We start from the raw sequence: 15,599 nt of genomic DNA on the forward strand, positions 1-15,599 counted from the left end.
GTGGATGACGTGATTCGAGCTGGAGGCGCAGTCGTCGACATCGAGGTCGCCGAACACTGGGTAAGCCGGTACACGGACCCGAGTGCCCGCACCAGTGCGTCGCCGTTCTCGTATCCCGCGTACGACTTGTTTGAGCGTGATGCCGATCCGTTCAAGCTCTCGGACGCGGATTTGCTTGCTCCGGGACTTCTCAACGTGCCAGTCAAGTTACGCGCCTACTACGTACTTCAAGACATGCGCCCATCCCTTGAGAAAGCACTCGCGGGCATCCCTCGAGATGCAGACGCATGCCGCATGGACTCGCAGCATGTTGAGGACCTTGTGGCCGCTGTGTACAGCCCTCTCGACGAACCGCGGTTCCAGGACCGCGGAGTGCGCCGCACAACATTGTCGAAGGTCCTGCACCGTAAGCGCCCCGCTCTCTTTGCGTTGCACGATGAAAAAGTCAACAAGTGTTACTTCCGCGACGACGTGATCCCTAAGGACACATCCCGCTCGTGGGCTCGTTCAATGGCGGTGTTCAACGCCCGGGTGGCGAGTGATGTGCGCGAGCAGCCGTCTCAGCTAGAGCGCTTGGCGGCTGCGGTGGCTGGGAAGGCTCAACTTTCGCACCTCCGTCTCCTTGACATAGTGGCGTGGCATGCGGCTGGGAAGTCACACCGCCGGGCCTGAGTGGTTTCCCGGCGTTGGCCGTGTCAGATGCCGGAGATAACGTCCGAGTATGGCGTTAGAGACTTGGCAGTATCCGGAGTGGCTGGGAAGCCTTCGTGTCGCATACCGAAGCGACCCCGAGAATATGGTCTTGCCGCTGGTGCGAGCACTCAACGCCGCTGGCCTCGACAAGCTCGCGACCGATGGACCGAACATCCCGTTTGACGAGGCTGAAGCGCTGCTCGAGGAGGTCATCGAGAACTTCGGTGCCACACCCCCGCGCGTGCACCATCTGGTGATGATCTTGATCAACGACGCACAGACCAACGCATTCAGTTCTGGACCTTGGGATCCAGACCTGGGCCGTGCGCTCGACTGCGCCGAACGGGCAGTCACGTCGCAACTCGAGTTCCAGGCCTACGCCCGATCGGTCGCGCCCGACTATCTCGAATCACCGGTCACGTCCGGCCTGGTGAACGCCTATCTCACCCTGGCGCGCACACAGGCCGCGTGTGCACTACAAGACGAAGCAGAGCAGTCACTTGCTACCGCCTGGGGACACTTCTCGGCCGACGACCACGAAGACGAGTGGGGCTCCGTGCTCCGCGGTGTCGAGCGCGAGATCCGCCCGCGAACAGAACACGCGAGCAAGCGCACCGACGACGACCGCGTTGACATGTGGCTTTGGTACGGCCCGAGCCACCAATAACGCGACTGCGCCAGGAAAGCACAAGCGCCTCGACTCACAGTGCCTGCACTGCCACACGCACGCCGAGGCCGTCGCAAATAGCCCTAGCCTCGCGTTGGTCGTGTGCATCTAAGAGCAGCTGCTCCAGGAGCGCCTGGACCTCGGGCCGCCGGGCGATGTCGTCCTCGAAGTGCGTGAAGTACAGGTCCTCGGCCAATGGCTGACGTGAGCTCATCAACGGCTTCCCTCCGCTTCTCCGGTGCATCTGTCGTTGCCGCGAGCATCGGTCGCGCGTCTCAGCTTCTCGATGAGGGCGCGTGGGATGTGGGTGGATTGGCGCTTGGTGTGAATCATGACCCTGAGCCACTCCTGGAGGGGTTTGGCGGCCGAGGGGTCCTCTCGTAGTGCGTAGTCCTCGATCAGTTGCCAGCCTGACCGGCTTCCGTCGTGGTCTGCTCTGCAACGCAGAATCTCCTCGTCTACTGTCGTGCCGAGCTCGATCTCTTCGAGTGCTTTGGTGAAATACCGGGCCACGCGCTCGCGGTCGTCTTGGGCGCGTTCAACGAGTCGGTGGACCTGCGCCATCGGGACGGCCTTGCAGTTGTGCTTGTCAGCGATTTCTTGCCAGACGGATTCCTCAACCCGTGCGAGTTCGTCGACTTCCGTCCGGGCGACACTACGGTCTAGGACGTAGAGCAGGTGAAGATGGGCGTGCCAGCCGCTGCGTCCGTGGACGAGGTGGAGGAACTTCACTTGGCCGGCCTTGCCGACGCGCTTGCGTGCCGTGGCGGCCCGCTTGCTCTTCGATAGCGCTGTGAGCATCGCCGCCAGAGTGTCCCAGCGTTCCATCAGGGAACTCGCGGAGAACTTCACCGATAGCGACACCATGATCGCGTCTCCCCCGGTTGCGTGAGCACCGCGCAAGAGCTCGGTGATGTCTGAGCGTTGTTCGCGGAGCTTGGCTCGTGCACATCGGGGACAGAACCGGTGGCGGCGGCATTCGGCCACACCAGTCAAGATCACTCGTCCTGCACGTCGCAAGAAGCCCACGCGCTGACCAGGGCGTGGTGTGATCCCACAGTTCTTGGCAGCGTGTGGTGCGAGTTGACCAATCGCCTGGGTCATCGTGAACAGTCGGGTCAACAGAGCAGCGCGAGGACCTGTTTCGTCCGAAGGGCTGTCGGGGTCGTCGGCGGCGATCGGCTCTGTTGAGAAAGGGGAGAAAAGTGATGTGGTACCTAGATCGAGAGTGGATCGGGCGCGCAGGCGGCGGCGGGACGCGCGTGCGCGGTTGACGGCTTTCATGGGCTCGGTTGACATTGGGGTCCTCTCTAGGGCGTGCGGGCAGGCGTGAGTACCCGCCCGGACAGGCGGGGTGAAACAAGGTGTGAGGCTGGCCGCTACGGGTTTCTAGCGGCGGTACGTGGCGCTACTCGATGCGCTGGGGCTCTGTGTGAGCGTCAAGCCAAGCGGTGACATCGCTGCGAAGGAACAGCAGCCTTCTCGAAAGCTTGATGGCACGCGGGCCGCGCCCTTCGGCGCGCAGGTGGTAGATCGTTGACGGGCTTGTGCGCAGCAGTGTCGCGAGTTCGTCGATGGTCATCAGGTCAGACACGACTTCTCCCTGGCGGGTCGGCGTGAGGACCGCGGGTGCGGCGCTCTGCCTTCCCCATCGACTGCAGTCTCACGGTTGTTAGCCGTTTGCCCCGAGAACTTTCAGAAATCTACGACTGTCCCTAGCACTCATCCAGTCTTGCCATTCGAAGAGCGGGCGTCGGTCCGGTCGTCGCGGCCTGGCGTCGGCGCCATATATAGGACCCATGGCGGTGGTATGCGGGACGCCTGGATGAGACGCCAGCACTGTCGTGCTGGGCGCGAAACAGACCATCCCTATGGGAGGGGCGCACCCCGGCACAGTGGGCAGAGTTGACCCAACTCCCGCACAAAACCTGTCGATTCCACCTGTAGCTGGCGTGAGAGAACTTTCAGCGGCCCCCATGGCTGTCAGACCGGGCCGGTAGGTTCCCCACAAGGGCCTGGGAGGGGATCACGATGCAGGAGTTTGTCGAGTTGTGGCGACGGATGCCAGGGTGCGAGCGGCTCGACGACAGCAGCTGGTATCAAGGGTCGCTCGAGGTGACGTTCTGGTGCGATGAGGACGGCTTCCTTCATCGCGACAGCGATCTCCCGGCGGTGGTTCACGACGACGGGCTTCAGGAGTGGCACCGGCATGGGGTACTTCATCGTGACGGGGCACCAGCCTTGGTGGCGCCGATGCCGAGCCGGATCGCGTACGCGACACCCAACGACAACGGTGCCGCGAACGCGGGTGACGATATGCGGGCCGTCAGGCGCTTGCGTCCCAGGTCCTGGTCGATGCCGGCAACCGCTCACGGGCAGCTTGTCGAGGCTTGGTACACCGATGGTGTGCTGACACGCGAGGACGGACCGGCGATGACGTGGGCCGATGGCGCTCAGGAGTTCTGGGTCGATGGACGGCTTCACCGTGACGGCGGGCCTGCAGTTCAATACCCGCAGCCCTACGGCGGCTATGACGAGGGGCCCGACGAGTATTGGGTGCAGGGGCGACTTCACCGCACGGACGGACCCGCGCGTACCGCGTTTCGCAGTTCGAAGGATCCGGCCCTAGGGCACGGGGAGTACTTTTTCGACGGACGCAGGGCAGGCGCGCATTGGCCGGTGTTGCGGCATCACTGTGCCGACTCGCCGCGCGGCCACATCAGCCCCGACAACGCCGATCTGTGGGATGCGCTCGAGGCCGCAGGAGCCATCGACCACAAACACGAGACTGTCGATCCGGACGCTCTTGCCGTCATGGCGCGCCTGTACCCGAACTAAACCGACCCAGTGCGTATCGGATGCCGTTGGGTCGCGATACACAACACCTGGGAGCCGAGTGAGGAGAACGATGAGACGCACAGTGAGGACTGCGTGGGAGCCGCAAACGGACGCCGATCGGTTCCTGACTCCTCTGACCAGTGATCCGATCTACGACTACTTTGGCTGCACTGCGGCGGGATTCCACGCCGATGACGCCGAAGCTACAGCGTGCAAGCGATGCTCCTACACGCCCGACACTGCACAAGCAGAGGCTGTCCCGTTTACTGGTGACCGCTTTCACCGCGGGTCGTGGTTCCGCAAAGGGGCGCCGGACCGGGTACACACTCGCTGGCTGGACCCACACGGGCGCCTGCACCGCGATGAGCGGGACCTACCCGCAATCGAGTCTGACGACCTTCAGGTGTGGGCAACGAACGGATTGGTGCGTCGCCGAACAGATAGGCCCTCTGTCGTGCGGGGTGACGACTGGGCATACACAGATGAGCACGGCGTTTTGCACCGCGAGGGTGGTCCGGCAGCCCACTGGAATGGCTTTGACGAGTACTGGCAACACGGCAAACTCACGCGCCGCGACGGACCGGCCTTCAGCAATGAGTGGGTCTCGCATTACTTTCTTGATGGCCGCCGCACCACACGCGAGGAACTGTGGGCGGCATGGCTAGAGCCGCTGGGCGTCGCGATCGACAACGTCGACGCACACGAGCACCTGTACACCGTCTGCCAAGTCTCCGACGATGAGCGCGATCCTTTCCCCACTCCAATGCCGGCAGAGCTGATGCTCGCTCTCGCGGTGTGCCGTAACTAGGAGCAACCATGATCACCACGACAGTTCCTGCCGCTACTGACCGCTCTGCGACGACAACAGCGAGCCCCGGTTCGTCACAGGTTTTGCCGGCATGGTTTGACCCCCGCCAGGTGCTTCCATCAACGCCGTTGCCCACGGTGCGTTACGACGTTCGTACAGTCAGACGACACCTCGGCCGCAGCGGCATCGCCCCCGCTCGCTTTCTTGTCGACGAGGTCGTGCGTGACCTGTGGGCACCCGACCTGCAAGTCCGCACCTGGTGGCATGCCCCCGGACACGCACACATCGACGCCGACCTAAGGCTTGACCCGACGGCACTGGCTTTTGCGGTCCAAGGCCCCGGTTTCGAGATCCTTGAAGGGCGCAACACTGCCCTGGACCCGTATGACGTGGTGCAGCGGCGCGCAGAGTGGATCCGTGCGGTCCACCGGGCCGGCATTGTCATGACAGTCGCGCATCACAGCACCGGTGGCGTGCCCGCCATGGCATGCCGCACCACCCCTGATGCGTCGATTGAATGCGTCTATGAGCGCGCCTTCGGGTTTGCGGCACGTGCCATCGCTGGCGGTGTCGATGACGTCGTGGCTCGCACATGGGCCCACTCCATCATCGTCGCGCACGGCCTACCCCGGCCGCCATGGACACTGGCCTCGGCACGCGCTTGCGATCCCGGCGACTCTCATGGCCTGTATCCCCCGCAAACCCACCTTGTGGGTTTCTACGAGCGTGCTCTCGAAGATCTGCGAGTGCGCGGTGACGGCACGCGCTTCATGACACTGGCCGCACGTGTGGCAGCCGAGTCCTACTCGTAAGTTTCGGGCTCACCCGGCAGCGAATACCAATACACGGCTTCAGGCCAAAACTTCGGGCCACGTCGGCACACCCAATAGTCAGTGCCCGAGCGCGTGCGGCGCTGTTGAAGCGCCCCACCATCCACAAGAGCTTTTAGGCAGCGGCGTACGCCCCTCGGTGTGAGGCCCCCAAACCGTGCGGCCTGCACCGCGTTGACACCGGGCAGACCAACGCAGGCATCGAGGATCCGGCGCTGAGCACGCGTGTAGTCCCCCTTCCACCGCCCTCCGGCCTCTTGGAAAGCGGTCCGTCCCGCAGACTCCACAAAATACGCAGTCGTGATGGCAGCGTGTCCAGTCGCGACAAAGATCAATCGCAGAGCGTCATCGACCGCGGCCGGGTCCGGCTCCCCCTCGACCGCCAGCGCCGACGAGACAACATCCCACGACTCAGGGTGACGCAAAAAACCCCACGAGATCGGTGGTGCGGACCACCAGTCCACGCCACGGGAATCCTCAAGGACCCGCATGAAAATCTGTCTAGCGACGATCCCCACATCAACACCACCGGGCACGACCGCGGCAATCGACATCATCGCAAGCGCAGCCTGTACCAACGCGGGTTCGGTGCTGGATTCGCGCCATGCCGCGGTATCCCGAGGCCACTCGTCGGTGAAACGATCTGGCACCACGGACGGCTCAAAATCCAGAGGCGACGGCCACCCGCGCAAGATCGACGCATAGTGCGAAGACGCCGACCATCCAGGCACACCATAGCCAGGCACGAGCCCGGCGTAACTACGCATCAAAGCCGCCGTGCGCACCGCACGGCCCCCATCTGGATCGAGCTCTCCCTCGCGGACGAAGGCATCCCGAACCGCAGCATGTCGTGCTGGCTCCCCCGACATCGCCATCGAAGCTTGAGCTTCGATACTCAACGAGGCAAAGATCCCCGCGTTCGAGCCGGCCACATCGCGGTAGGCACCCTCGAGACGCCCCAGCGCCCGCGAAGCCTTCTCCAGCGCAGTGAGTGTTGCCCCTGAGCGCTGGGACCAACGCACCTGCGACGGAAGTTGCGGCACGAGCACGCTTACCCCCGACCAGTCACCATCAACCGGACTCGGCGCCGCCGTCAACAACGTCCCCATGCCACACTCCCTCGCCTCATACACCGACCATGCCCCACACCACCGACATCAAACGGACCGGCGGCATCGTGCGGAGCGCTCAGCACTGCGCTTCAGTCCGTCTCGAGCGCGCGAGCGCCCAACACGTGAAGCGCAGGAGCGTCACAGTGGCCGAGAGCCTCTGAGCGGCCGTGTTCGGCCTGTAGGACGAGCTCCCCCACCGTGTGAGCAATCGAGTCACGACAGGGGCGCGTAGATCGCTTGTTGCCGCGGGTGCGCTGAAGCGCAACCACTCCGCCCTCAATGAAGGCGACGATGCGGCGTCGGACAGTTTCAGTCGCGACCCCCAACTGACGGGCGGCCTCAACACGGGTGATCTCTCCACTCATCGTCCGCACGATCACAGCAACCTCAGGGTCCGCGCTCGACGCCTGTGAGATCGAGCCGCGATTCCGGGCGCGCGTCGCTGTCGACTTGCCGCTGCCCTTCGATGCGGGTGAAGAAAGAGCCGGGATGGTCTCGGACTGCTGGGGCGATGGAGGGACCCTTGGCTCCTCGCCGGGAGCTAGTGCGTGTGTGCGTTGAACGTTGGTGGCCGCGTGACTCATGTGCTCTCCAAGTAGCATGCAGCCGCGGAGTTGCGGCCGACGCGGGCACAGTATCCACGCACCCCAAATCGCAGGCGGCAACAACCTTCTATCGCGAGTTTGCACGTTGTGCCGGTCGCCCGAGGCGTCCATTGCGCGCCCGCACGCCCACGCTATTGAGGTGCGCGGCCCACCAACTCGACACCAAACCCTCTCGAATCATGTCTTCGAGCGTGCCGCGGGGCCTGCGCGTTCGCGCGGCGCGATCTGAGCCTCATGTGGCAATATTGCAGGTCCAGACGCACTGAAGCGGGCCGCTGGATTGCATGCCAATTGCACGCACCCTACGACCCGCTTCAGCGGCTGGGGATAAAACCCCTGGTATTACTTCTTGTTGCGGCGCTGGTGGCGCGTCTTACGAAGAAGCTTGCGGTGCTTCTTCTTCGACATACGCTTGCGGCGCTTCTTGATGACGGATCCCATGGAACCTACCTCGAATCGATCAGGGTGCTTTCGAACGTCCAGTACGCGCTGGACGCGACAGACAAGGATCTATCCTACCGTGCCTGAGCGGCGACCCTCGTCCTCGGCCCCAAAACCACCCTGGAAGCCGGCCTCTTCCATGAACTGATCGACTGCCGTGCGGGGCACGCGATACGAGCGTCCGAACTGGACTGCGGGGATCTCACCGGCATGGATCCAGCGATACACGGTCATGCGAGACACACGCAGAAGTTGCGCCACCTCAGCTACCGTGAGGAACGTGGTACGTGAACCGCCGTTGTCTGCCATGAAGTCATTCTCCCTCGGAATTGCCCATCCGGCAGGTCTATCGGCCGAACACTCCCTTTACTGTAGAGGCAGAAGTGACAGTTGTGAAGAGTGTGAAACCTGCCGATGATGTCTAAGGCAGGTCTTTCACTGTCCCTAGAGCCCAGCTAGCGCCGCACCCGGACGGCGCTTCTAAGGAGTTGCATGGACACGCTGCGTGAGACGCGTGCCGCCTTTGGCGAGTGGTTCAGCCACGTCGCCTTGCGCTCCCCCGCACGCCTGGCGCTCCTGTCATTCGGACTCGTGATCTTCCTGTTCACGGCGCTCCTATCGTTGCCGGCGGCCACCAGCTCCGGCACTCGCGCCCCCTTCATCGACGCACTCTTCACGGCGACTTCCGCAGTGTGCGTGACGGGCCTCGTCACCGTCGACACGGGCACCTACTGGTCCGCATGGGGCCTGACGATCATCGCCGTCGCCATCAAGGTGGGCGGCCTCGGCATCATGACCCTGGCCTCACTCATTGGCCTGGCGGTCTCCCGGCGCCTCGGACTCACCCAGCGTCTACTCGCCGCTGGCGAGGCGCGCGCGACCGGCCTGGGCGACCTTCGCTCGCTCCTGCGCACCGTGCTGATCGTGTCCTTCTCGGTCGAGGCCGTGATCGCCGCAATACTGCTGCCGCGCTACATCATGCTCGACTACGGTTTCTTGAAGTCGCTCGGCTACTCCGTCTTCTACGGAATCTCCGCGTTCAACAACGCAGGCTTCACGCCGGACCCTGTGGGGCTGTATCCGTACTCCAAAGACTTCTGGATCCTGATTCCCATCGGCCTCGGCGTCTTCATTGGCGGGCTGGGCTACCCGGTCTACCTCAACCTCATCCGCCACTGGCGCCGTCCACGCACCTGGTCATTGCACACCAAGCTCACGCTCGTCACGGTGTCCGTACTCGCTGTGGCCTCTGCCGGGCTGCTGGCCATCTTTGAATGGTCCAACCCCAACACGCTCGGCGACCATAATGCTGCGGAAACGGCCGGCAATCTATTCTTCCAATCGATCAATCAGCGCTCTGGCGGCTTTGCGTCCTTCGACATTGGCGAAGCCCGCGAGCAGACATGGCTCATGGAAGATGTCCTGATGTTCATCGGTGGTGGATCCGGCTCAACCGCGGGCGGCATTCGCGTCACGACACTGGCAGTCCTTCTCCTCGCCATTTGGGCCGAGGCGCGTGGTCGGCGCGACATGGAGGCCTACGGCAAGCGCATCGGCACCGAGGTTCTGCGCGGCGCGGTCGCGATCACCATGATCGGAATCGCCATCGTGATCGTCGGCACCGGCGTCTTCATGGCCCAAACAGGTATCCCCTTGGACCGTGCGCTCTACGAGGTCATCTCCGCGTACGCGACGTGCGGACTGTCGACCGGCATCACGCAAGACCTGCCAGACAGCGCCAAGACCACCCTCATCGTCCTCATGTACGTGGGGCGTGTGGGATCGATGACCATTGCCGCCGCGCTAGCGTTGAACAAGCAGCGCCGCGTTATCCGTTACCCGTCAGAGAGGCCGATCATTGGCTAACAACGACTCCACAGCATCGGGCGTCCTCGTCATTGGCCTGGGCCGCTTCGGCTCCGCCCTCGCCGACAACCTGGACGCCATGGACGTCGAGGTCCTCGCCGTCGAGCGCGATGCCGACCTCGTCGAGCGCTTCTCCAAGCGCATCCCCGTGGTCGAGGCCGATGCTGCCGACCCGCGAGCGCTCGAACAATTGGGCGCCAAGGACTTCAGTGCCGCAGTCGTGGGCGTGGGCACCTCGCTTGAGGCCTCCGTGCTCATCACGGGAAACCTGGTCGACATCGGCATGAAGGAGATTTGGGCCAAGGCCATCTCCGACGAACACGCACGCATCCTGCGCCGCATTGGCGCACACCACATCGTGCTGCCCGAGTCCGACGCGGGTGTCCGCGTCGCGCACTCCGTAGGCGGCCGCATGCTCGACTACATCGAGATCGACGAGGGCTTCACGATCGTCAAGATGAGCCCGCCCAAGGAGACGCACAACTTCTCCCTCGCGGAACTCAACTTGCGAGAGAAGTACGGCATCCAGGTGATCGGCGTCATGAGCCCCGGCGAGGACTTCGAGTACGGCTCAAAGCAGACCGTGATTCACGCCGACGACCTGCTGGTCATTGGCGGCGACGGTGACCTCGTGGAACGGTTCGCCCAGCGTCCGTGAGCCCCCCACGGGCCGTTTCAGCGGGGAAGCATCTCGCGGTACGCGTTTACAGGTCCAGGATCCCTCGCGTCACCGAGTCACCCGAGTGGGTCGGGATTCCATCCACGGGCTCGATCGAGATGTCCACGATCGGGAACACGGTGATGTCGAAGCCTTCGGGCAACGTGAACTCCGTGGTATCACCCGTGAGGTGGCCCAAGCTGACCATGCCTTCGATGTTCTCGTCGATGAGCCACACCTCGTAGTAGGCGTCCACGAGCTCGTCGTAATCCGTCTCGACCACGAGAACGCGCGTGCCGTCATCCAGCACCTCGACGTCGGCCGTACCTGCGGAGCTCTCCGTCTGCAGTTGCGACAGCGGCGCACTCGCGACCACTTCTGCCGAACGCTCATCGCCACCGGACACGGCGGAGACACCCACGCCGCCGATCACCACGCCGGCAGCAGCGGCCGCGGTCAGCGCCCACCAGGATGGGCGAGAAGAACGGCGCTCGCGACGCGCTGCAAGCTCGTCACCACCGGAATCCCCGGCACCGGCCTCACCCACAGTGTCAGGCGCACCGGCAGCGTTACTCAACCGAGCATCGGCCGCTGTCTCCGAGGCAATCGCGGCCCAGACGTACGCGGGCGGAGTCTCCATGCGCGGCGCCTGGTCGATCGAGCCCAAAGACTCGGTCAGACGGGTGTACTCAGCCAAGGCGTCAGCACACACCCCACACTCAGCGACATGGGCGGCGTCGTCCTGCGTGCCGTCCCCAAGCGCGAGCGCGGCGAGCGCAGCGTCATCAAGATGCGACATCAGACACCTCCCATCGGTGGCGCAGTTCTTGGAGACTGCGGCGTACGTGACTCTTGACGGTACCGAGTGGCATGTCCAGCCTCGCGGCAATCTGTTCGTGTGTAGCGCCTTCGTAGTACGCGAGGGCGATGATGGTCTTGCGGGGATCGCCGAGCGCTTCGACCTCATAGGCCAGCAGCACCGAGTCGGCGTCGTCTCCGCGAATCGACGTAACGTTCTCTTGGGCTGCTTCTGCACGGCGGACTTCCCGAGCACGCGCGGCGAGAGCATCAGCAATGCGCCGCTTCGCGATCCCGACAGTCCAACCGCGCAGGTCACCCTTGTCGGGGTCAAAGCTCTCGCGAGCCTTCCAAGCGGACACAAACGTCTGCTGAGTGACATCGTCGGCATCAGCGGACGAGCCCAGGGACCGCACCGCCATCGTGTAAATCAGCGAGGACACGTTCTTATACAGATCTTCGAGCGCGCCGTGGTCTCCGGCTGCGAAGGCGTGCGCGAGCGCGGCGTCATGCACTGGGGGTGAGCCAGCACTCATCGATGCGCCTCCAGGAATCGTCGCCACAGCCGTGGCAGTCACGGTACGTCATCTACCACGGTAGCCGTCACCACGACGTTGTCATCGTAATGACCCCGGCCAGCGTCCCAGTTTCCTCCGCACGTCACCAGGATCAGTTGGGCGGGGCCATCTTCGGCGAAGACTGCTGACAGGTCGACCTCGTTCTTGTCCGTCTGCTCGACGTCCGTCACCTCGTAGGTGAGGCTGCCGCCCCCGGCCGATGCCACGGTCACAACGGCCCCAACGGTCACCCCAGGGAGGCGCCCGAATGGGCCGAGGCCCTGAGGCGAGTCCACGTGAGCGGCGATCACGGCATTGCCCTGAAGCTCGGATGGTGCAGGACCAAACTTGTACCAACCTGCATCGCCAGCATCCTCGGGGATCTCCATCGCGCCGTCCGGCTCCACGCCGACCGGCACGACCGGCATGTCGATATTGAGACTTGGCACCGCGACCGAGACCGGCTCGTCGACCTCGATTTTCTCTTGGTCGTCCGGAGCGGAGGAGCGGATGGGCACCTCATCGACCACGGGGCGGGCCGATGCTGACACAGCTGGGAGCGGCGAAGAAACGCTTGGGGAAGTGGTCGGGACGGGCGCGGCGTCCACGTCGGAGGCCCCGGCTCCTGACATCCCGCCGGCGACGCACCCACTGACCACCAGCCCCGAGGTGACGACGAAGCCAAGCATGCGCCGCCAAGGCGAGCGAGCATCGGGCCGATGCTGTGGCTTGGCATTCATGACGGCTCCCGTCGATCTGGAGTTGCAAATGGAAAGTGCGGGGAGGGCGCGTAGCGACAACGCACCCTCCCCGCGGGTCAGGGACAGTTAGCGGCGCGCGAAGCGCAGTCCGAGTCCGGCGAGGCCCAGGAGGGCGAGGGCGCCGGCAACGGCAGTTAGCGGCGACGTACCTTCGTCAGCGAAGCCGTACTGGCCGGCCTCGACGGCGGTGGGAGCGGCCGAGTGGATGTCGACCATCTGCATGGCGAGCGCGAGGTTGTCGTCCTCGGCGGAGCCCCAGGCGTACACGATGGTGTTCACGCCTTCGGAGACGTCAACGTCTGTGGGGCCAAGCACCGGGTCGGTTTCGCCGGTCAGCGACACGGCGGCCTCGTAGGTGCCTGCGGGCACGTCACCCATCATCTCGTCAGGGTTGGCGAGGTTCTCGAACAGGACCGAGCCATCGGCCCAAATGTCCACTGCGGGGGCAGCTGCCACGTGACGGACGGTCAGGCGTCCTTCGCCGGCTGCGGCCTCGGAGATGTCGTTCGTGAACAGATTGGCGGTGGCCATCCCGTCGGCGTCGAGATGAGCGACGGCCGTGTAGCTCATGTCGGCCTCGAGGGTGAGGTCGATGGGTCCGAGTACTGGCTCCGAGTCGTCCTCGGCGTCCGCTGCGGTCAGCGCGACCGAGTAGGTGCCGGGCTCGAGGTCGAGGGGGCCGGCCAGGTCGCCGGGCTCGAAGTCGTCGATGGTGTTCTCACCGTTGACGTATACGTCGACGGGAGTGTCGGGGATGCCGTGCAGGACGGATAGCTCCGACATTCCGTCCTCAACAGCGAGGGCGGGGGCCGCGAGTCCGGCCGCGAGGAGCGTTCCGGCTGCGGCGCCGGCGATCAGTGACTTGCGCATGATGCTCTCCTTCTTGTGGTTCAGTCCGAGGCCGCGGTTGCGACCTCTCATGAACCACTTCCGACGGAAGGATGCGTTTGGATGCAGCGATTGTCAGATTATGCTCACAGCGAACGCACGCCCTCGCTAGATCACCCCAAACGCGAGCATGGCGTCCGCCACTCGAGTGAAGCCAGCAATGTTGGCTCCCGCGACGTAGTCGCCCGGAACGTCGTAGTCATCAGCGGTAGCGACACAGCGGTCGTGAATCTCGGTCATAGTGGCCCGCAGTCGCTCGTCCGTATGCGCGAACGTCCAGGAGTCGCGGGATGCGTTCTGCTGCATCTCCAGCGAGCTCGTCACGACGCCACCAGCGTTTGCCGCCTTGCCCGGCGCGAATGCCACACCCGCGTCGCGGAACACCTTCACCGCGTCTGGCGTGCACGGCATGTTCGCACCCTCTGCGACAACTTCGACACCGTGGGTGACCAACGTTTTCGCTTCAGCGTCGCGGATCTCGTTCTGCGTCGCACACGGAAGCGCAACATCACACGGCACGTCCCAGACAGAACCGCCATCGACGTATCGAGCTTCACGCTCGCGCGCGTATTCCGAGATGCGCGCGCGCCGGACAGTCTTGACGTCTTTGAGGAGGTCAATGTCTAGACCGCGCTCGTCCACAACGTAGCCACCCGAATCGGAACATGCCACTACGAGCGCGCCCAGCTCCTGGGCCTTCTGCGCCGCATGGATCGCGACGTTGCCCGACCCTGACACCACAACGCGCTTGCCTTCAAGGTCCTTTCCCTTGGTCGCCAACATGCTCTCCACGAAATAGACGGCGCCAAAGCCGGTCGCCTCGGTGCGCACCTGCGAGCCGCCCCAGGTCAGTCCTTTACCCGTGAGGACACCCGACTCGTAACGGTTGGTCAGGCGCTTGTACTGACCGAACAGGTAGCCAAGCTCCCGCGCCCCCACCCCAGTGTCGCCAGCGGGCACATCGGTGTACTCCCCAATATGACGGTGGAGTTCCGTCATAAACGACTGGCAAAACCGCATCACTTCACCATCGGAGCGGCCCTTGGGGTCAAAGTCGGAGCCACCCTTGCCCCCACCCAGCGGCATCCCGGTGAGCGAGTTCTTGAAGATCTGCTCGAACCCCAAAAATTTCACGATTCCCAGGTACACGCTGGGATGGAAGCGCAGTCCGCCCTTGTAGGGACCCAGCACAGAGGAATACTCGACGCGGAAGCCACGGTTAACCTGCACCTGTCCGGCATCATCCACCCACGGCACACGGAAGATGATCTGCCGCTCGGGTTCGCACAGCCGCTGCAGCACCTGTGCATCGGCGTATTCGGGATGCTTCGCTACGACCGGGCTCAGAGTCTCGAAGACCTCTTTGACGGCTTGGTGAAACTCAGCCTCGGCGGGGTTGCGCTTGATGACCTCGTCGTACACGGGGGCCAAGCGGGGGTGTAACGCAGTCATGCGGGGGAACCTCTTCCGGTGGTACCGGGGTGGGGTTCCTGGCGAGGTGTGCCGGGTCCCAACCCCGGCGAGTGGGGATCAGGTGGCGGGGAACGCCTTCACGATGGTGAAGGCGCGCGGTCCGCTGGGCGCAGTGAAGGTGCCGGTATCACCCGGGAACATACCGGTGATAGCGGTGCCCAGGGGCGAGGAGGGAGAGAACACAGGGAGGTCAATCGAGGGGTCGAGCGCGAGCATGGCACGGTCACCAAGAATGAACTCTGACGTTGAGCCATCGTCATCAAATCGAACTGTGACGCACATACCCGGTTCAACCAAACCGTCGTCGGGCATCTGAGAAACCTCGACACGCGACAGCACGTCACGCAACTCCGCCACTCGGACTTTGTCGGCCGCGCTCAACTCGCGCCCTTCCCGCGTCAGACCCTCGAGTTCGTCCACCAGCCGCTGGTGCGCGGCGCCTGTCATCCACACCACGTCCGTGGTCATGGGGCATCAGTCTTTCTCCTCGAACCTCCGCCCTCTTGGCGGGAGGTAATCCGGAGAATCCTACGCACCCTGCCAGCGAATGGCCACCACAACCCTTAGATGCGCTCCACCGCGCCCGGCTCACCCACCCAACGCT

Annotated in this window: 20 protein-coding genes; 7 read left to right on the plus strand and 13 right to left on the minus strand. The window is 64.0% G+C overall.

Features of this window, described 5'->3' with window-relative positions:
- Positions 1-672: a DUF6308 family protein gene (locus AOP74_RS04245; RefSeq protein WP_061961099.1), complete on the plus strand. Its 672-nt coding sequence runs from the start codon at positions 1-3 to the stop codon at positions 670-672.
- Positions 673-721: 49 nt separating this feature from the next.
- Positions 722-1,360, plus strand: coding sequence for a hypothetical protein (locus AOP74_RS04250; protein ID WP_152649159.1), 639 nt, complete (start codon positions 722-724; stop codon positions 1,358-1,360).
- Between the two features lie 34 nt (positions 1,361-1,394).
- Here the strand turns inward: AOP74_RS04250 and AOP74_RS04255 are convergent, their stop codons facing one another.
- The 3 genes from AOP74_RS04255 to AOP74_RS04265 all read right to left on the minus strand — a co-directional run bounded on the left by AOP74_RS04255 (position 1,395) and on the right by AOP74_RS04265 (position 2,954).
- Positions 1,395-1,574, minus strand: a complete 180-nt coding sequence (locus AOP74_RS04255) for a hypothetical protein (protein WP_061961103.1) — start codon at positions 1,572-1,574, stop codon at positions 1,395-1,397.
- Complete coding sequence (locus tag AOP74_RS12125) at positions 1,574-2,227, minus strand: hypothetical protein (RefSeq protein WP_152649160.1); 654 nt, start codon at positions 2,225-2,227, stop codon at positions 1,574-1,576. Before AOP74_RS12125 ends, AOP74_RS04255 begins: the two co-directional genes overlap by 1 nt.
- Before the next feature lie 541 nt (positions 2,228-2,768).
- A complete protein-coding gene (locus tag AOP74_RS04265; RefSeq protein WP_061961107.1) occupies positions 2,769-2,954 on the minus strand; it encodes a helix-turn-helix transcriptional regulator in 186 nt (61 codons plus the stop codon).
- A gap of 437 nt (positions 2,955-3,391) precedes the next feature.
- Between AOP74_RS04265 and AOP74_RS04270 the strand changes: the two genes are divergently transcribed.
- The 3 genes from AOP74_RS04270 to AOP74_RS04280 all read left to right on the plus strand — a co-directional run bounded on the left by AOP74_RS04270 (position 3,392) and on the right by AOP74_RS04280 (position 5,818).
- Complete coding sequence (locus AOP74_RS04270) at positions 3,392-4,198, plus strand: hypothetical protein (protein WP_061961108.1); 807 nt, start codon at positions 3,392-3,394, stop codon at positions 4,196-4,198.
- Between the two features lie 70 nt (positions 4,199-4,268).
- Positions 4,269-5,006: a hypothetical protein gene (locus AOP74_RS04275; RefSeq protein WP_152649161.1), complete on the plus strand. Its 738-nt coding sequence runs from the start codon at positions 4,269-4,271 to the stop codon at positions 5,004-5,006.
- Between the two features lie 8 nt (positions 5,007-5,014).
- A complete protein-coding gene (locus AOP74_RS04280) occupies positions 5,015-5,818 on the plus strand; it encodes a hypothetical protein (protein ID WP_061961112.1) in 804 nt (267 codons plus the stop codon).
- Here the strand turns inward: AOP74_RS04280 and AOP74_RS04285 are convergent.
- From AOP74_RS04285 to AOP74_RS04295, 4 genes are all read right to left on the minus strand, one after another.
- Positions 5,809-6,945: a MarR family transcriptional regulator gene (locus AOP74_RS04285; protein ID WP_061961114.1), complete on the minus strand. Its 1,137-nt coding sequence runs from the start codon at positions 6,943-6,945 to the stop codon at positions 5,809-5,811. The two genes, AOP74_RS04280 and AOP74_RS04285, sit on opposite strands and share 10 nt — an antisense overlap.
- A 92-nt stretch (positions 6,946-7,037) precedes the next feature.
- Positions 7,038-7,532: a helix-turn-helix domain-containing protein gene (locus AOP74_RS04290; RefSeq protein ID WP_061961116.1), complete on the minus strand. Its 495-nt coding sequence runs from the start codon at positions 7,530-7,532 to the stop codon at positions 7,038-7,040.
- A gap of 363 nt (positions 7,533-7,895) precedes the next feature.
- On the minus strand, positions 7,896-7,994 hold the full coding sequence (locus AOP74_RS12025; protein WP_005504750.1) for a 30S ribosomal protein bS22: 99 nt from the start codon (positions 7,992-7,994) through the stop codon (positions 7,896-7,898).
- Positions 7,995-8,063: 69 nt separating this feature from the next.
- Entirely contained in the window at positions 8,064-8,303 is a 240-nt protein-coding gene (locus AOP74_RS04295; RefSeq protein ID WP_061961118.1) for a helix-turn-helix domain-containing protein, read from the minus strand.
- A gap of 183 nt (positions 8,304-8,486) precedes the next feature.
- On the opposite strand from AOP74_RS04295, the gene AOP74_RS04300 reads away from it, so the two are divergent.
- Together AOP74_RS04300 and AOP74_RS04305 are read left to right on the plus strand one after the other, a co-directional pair.
- Positions 8,487-9,860 carry a TrkH family potassium uptake protein gene (locus AOP74_RS04300; RefSeq protein WP_061961120.1) on the plus strand — a complete coding sequence of 458 codons (1,374 nt, stop codon included), beginning with the start codon at positions 8,487-8,489 and terminating at the stop codon, positions 9,858-9,860.
- Positions 9,853-10,518 (plus strand): potassium channel family protein, encoded by a 666-nt coding sequence (locus AOP74_RS04305; protein ID WP_061961122.1) that lies wholly within the window; start codon positions 9,853-9,855, stop codon positions 10,516-10,518. The genes AOP74_RS04300 and AOP74_RS04305 overlap by 8 nt, the downstream gene beginning before the upstream one ends.
- A gap of 46 nt (positions 10,519-10,564) precedes the next feature.
- Here AOP74_RS04305 and AOP74_RS04310 read toward each other — a convergent pair whose 3' ends face one another.
- The 6 genes from AOP74_RS04310 to AOP74_RS04335 all read right to left on the minus strand — a co-directional run bounded on the left by AOP74_RS04310 (position 10,565) and on the right by AOP74_RS04335 (position 15,463).
- The gene (locus AOP74_RS04310; RefSeq protein ID WP_061961124.1) at positions 10,565-11,317 is read right to left on the minus strand and encodes an anti-sigma factor; all 753 of its coding nucleotides are present in this window, start codon (positions 11,315-11,317) and stop codon (positions 10,565-10,567) included.
- Positions 11,304-11,894, minus strand: a complete 591-nt coding sequence (locus AOP74_RS04315; protein WP_236683715.1) for an RNA polymerase sigma factor — start codon at positions 11,892-11,894, stop codon at positions 11,304-11,306. The genes AOP74_RS04310 and AOP74_RS04315 overlap by 14 nt, the downstream gene beginning before the upstream one ends.
- On the minus strand, positions 11,891-12,613 hold the full coding sequence (locus AOP74_RS04320; RefSeq protein WP_082095982.1) for a class F sortase: 723 nt from the start codon (positions 12,611-12,613) through the stop codon (positions 11,891-11,893). The genes AOP74_RS04315 and AOP74_RS04320 overlap by 4 nt, the downstream gene beginning before the upstream one ends.
- A gap of 87 nt (positions 12,614-12,700) precedes the next feature.
- Complete coding sequence (locus AOP74_RS04325; RefSeq protein WP_061961126.1) at positions 12,701-13,504, minus strand: DUF4397 domain-containing protein; 804 nt, start codon at positions 13,502-13,504, stop codon at positions 12,701-12,703.
- A gap of 126 nt (positions 13,505-13,630) precedes the next feature.
- Positions 13,631-14,974 (minus strand): NADP-specific glutamate dehydrogenase, encoded by a 1,344-nt coding sequence (gene gdhA, locus AOP74_RS04330; protein WP_061961127.1) that lies wholly within the window; start codon positions 14,972-14,974, stop codon positions 13,631-13,633.
- A 78-nt stretch (positions 14,975-15,052) separates the two neighbouring features.
- Positions 15,053-15,463 carry a GreA/GreB family elongation factor gene (locus tag AOP74_RS04335; protein ID WP_061961128.1) on the minus strand — a complete coding sequence of 137 codons (411 nt, stop codon included), beginning with the start codon at positions 15,461-15,463 and terminating at the stop codon, positions 15,053-15,055.
- Positions 15,464-15,599 lie beyond the last annotated feature (136 nt).

Origin of the sequence: Demequina flava (assembly GCF_000975035.1) — a bacterium.
GTDB classification, from domain to species: domain Bacteria; phylum Actinomycetota; class Actinomycetes; order Actinomycetales; family Demequinaceae; genus Demequina; species Demequina flava.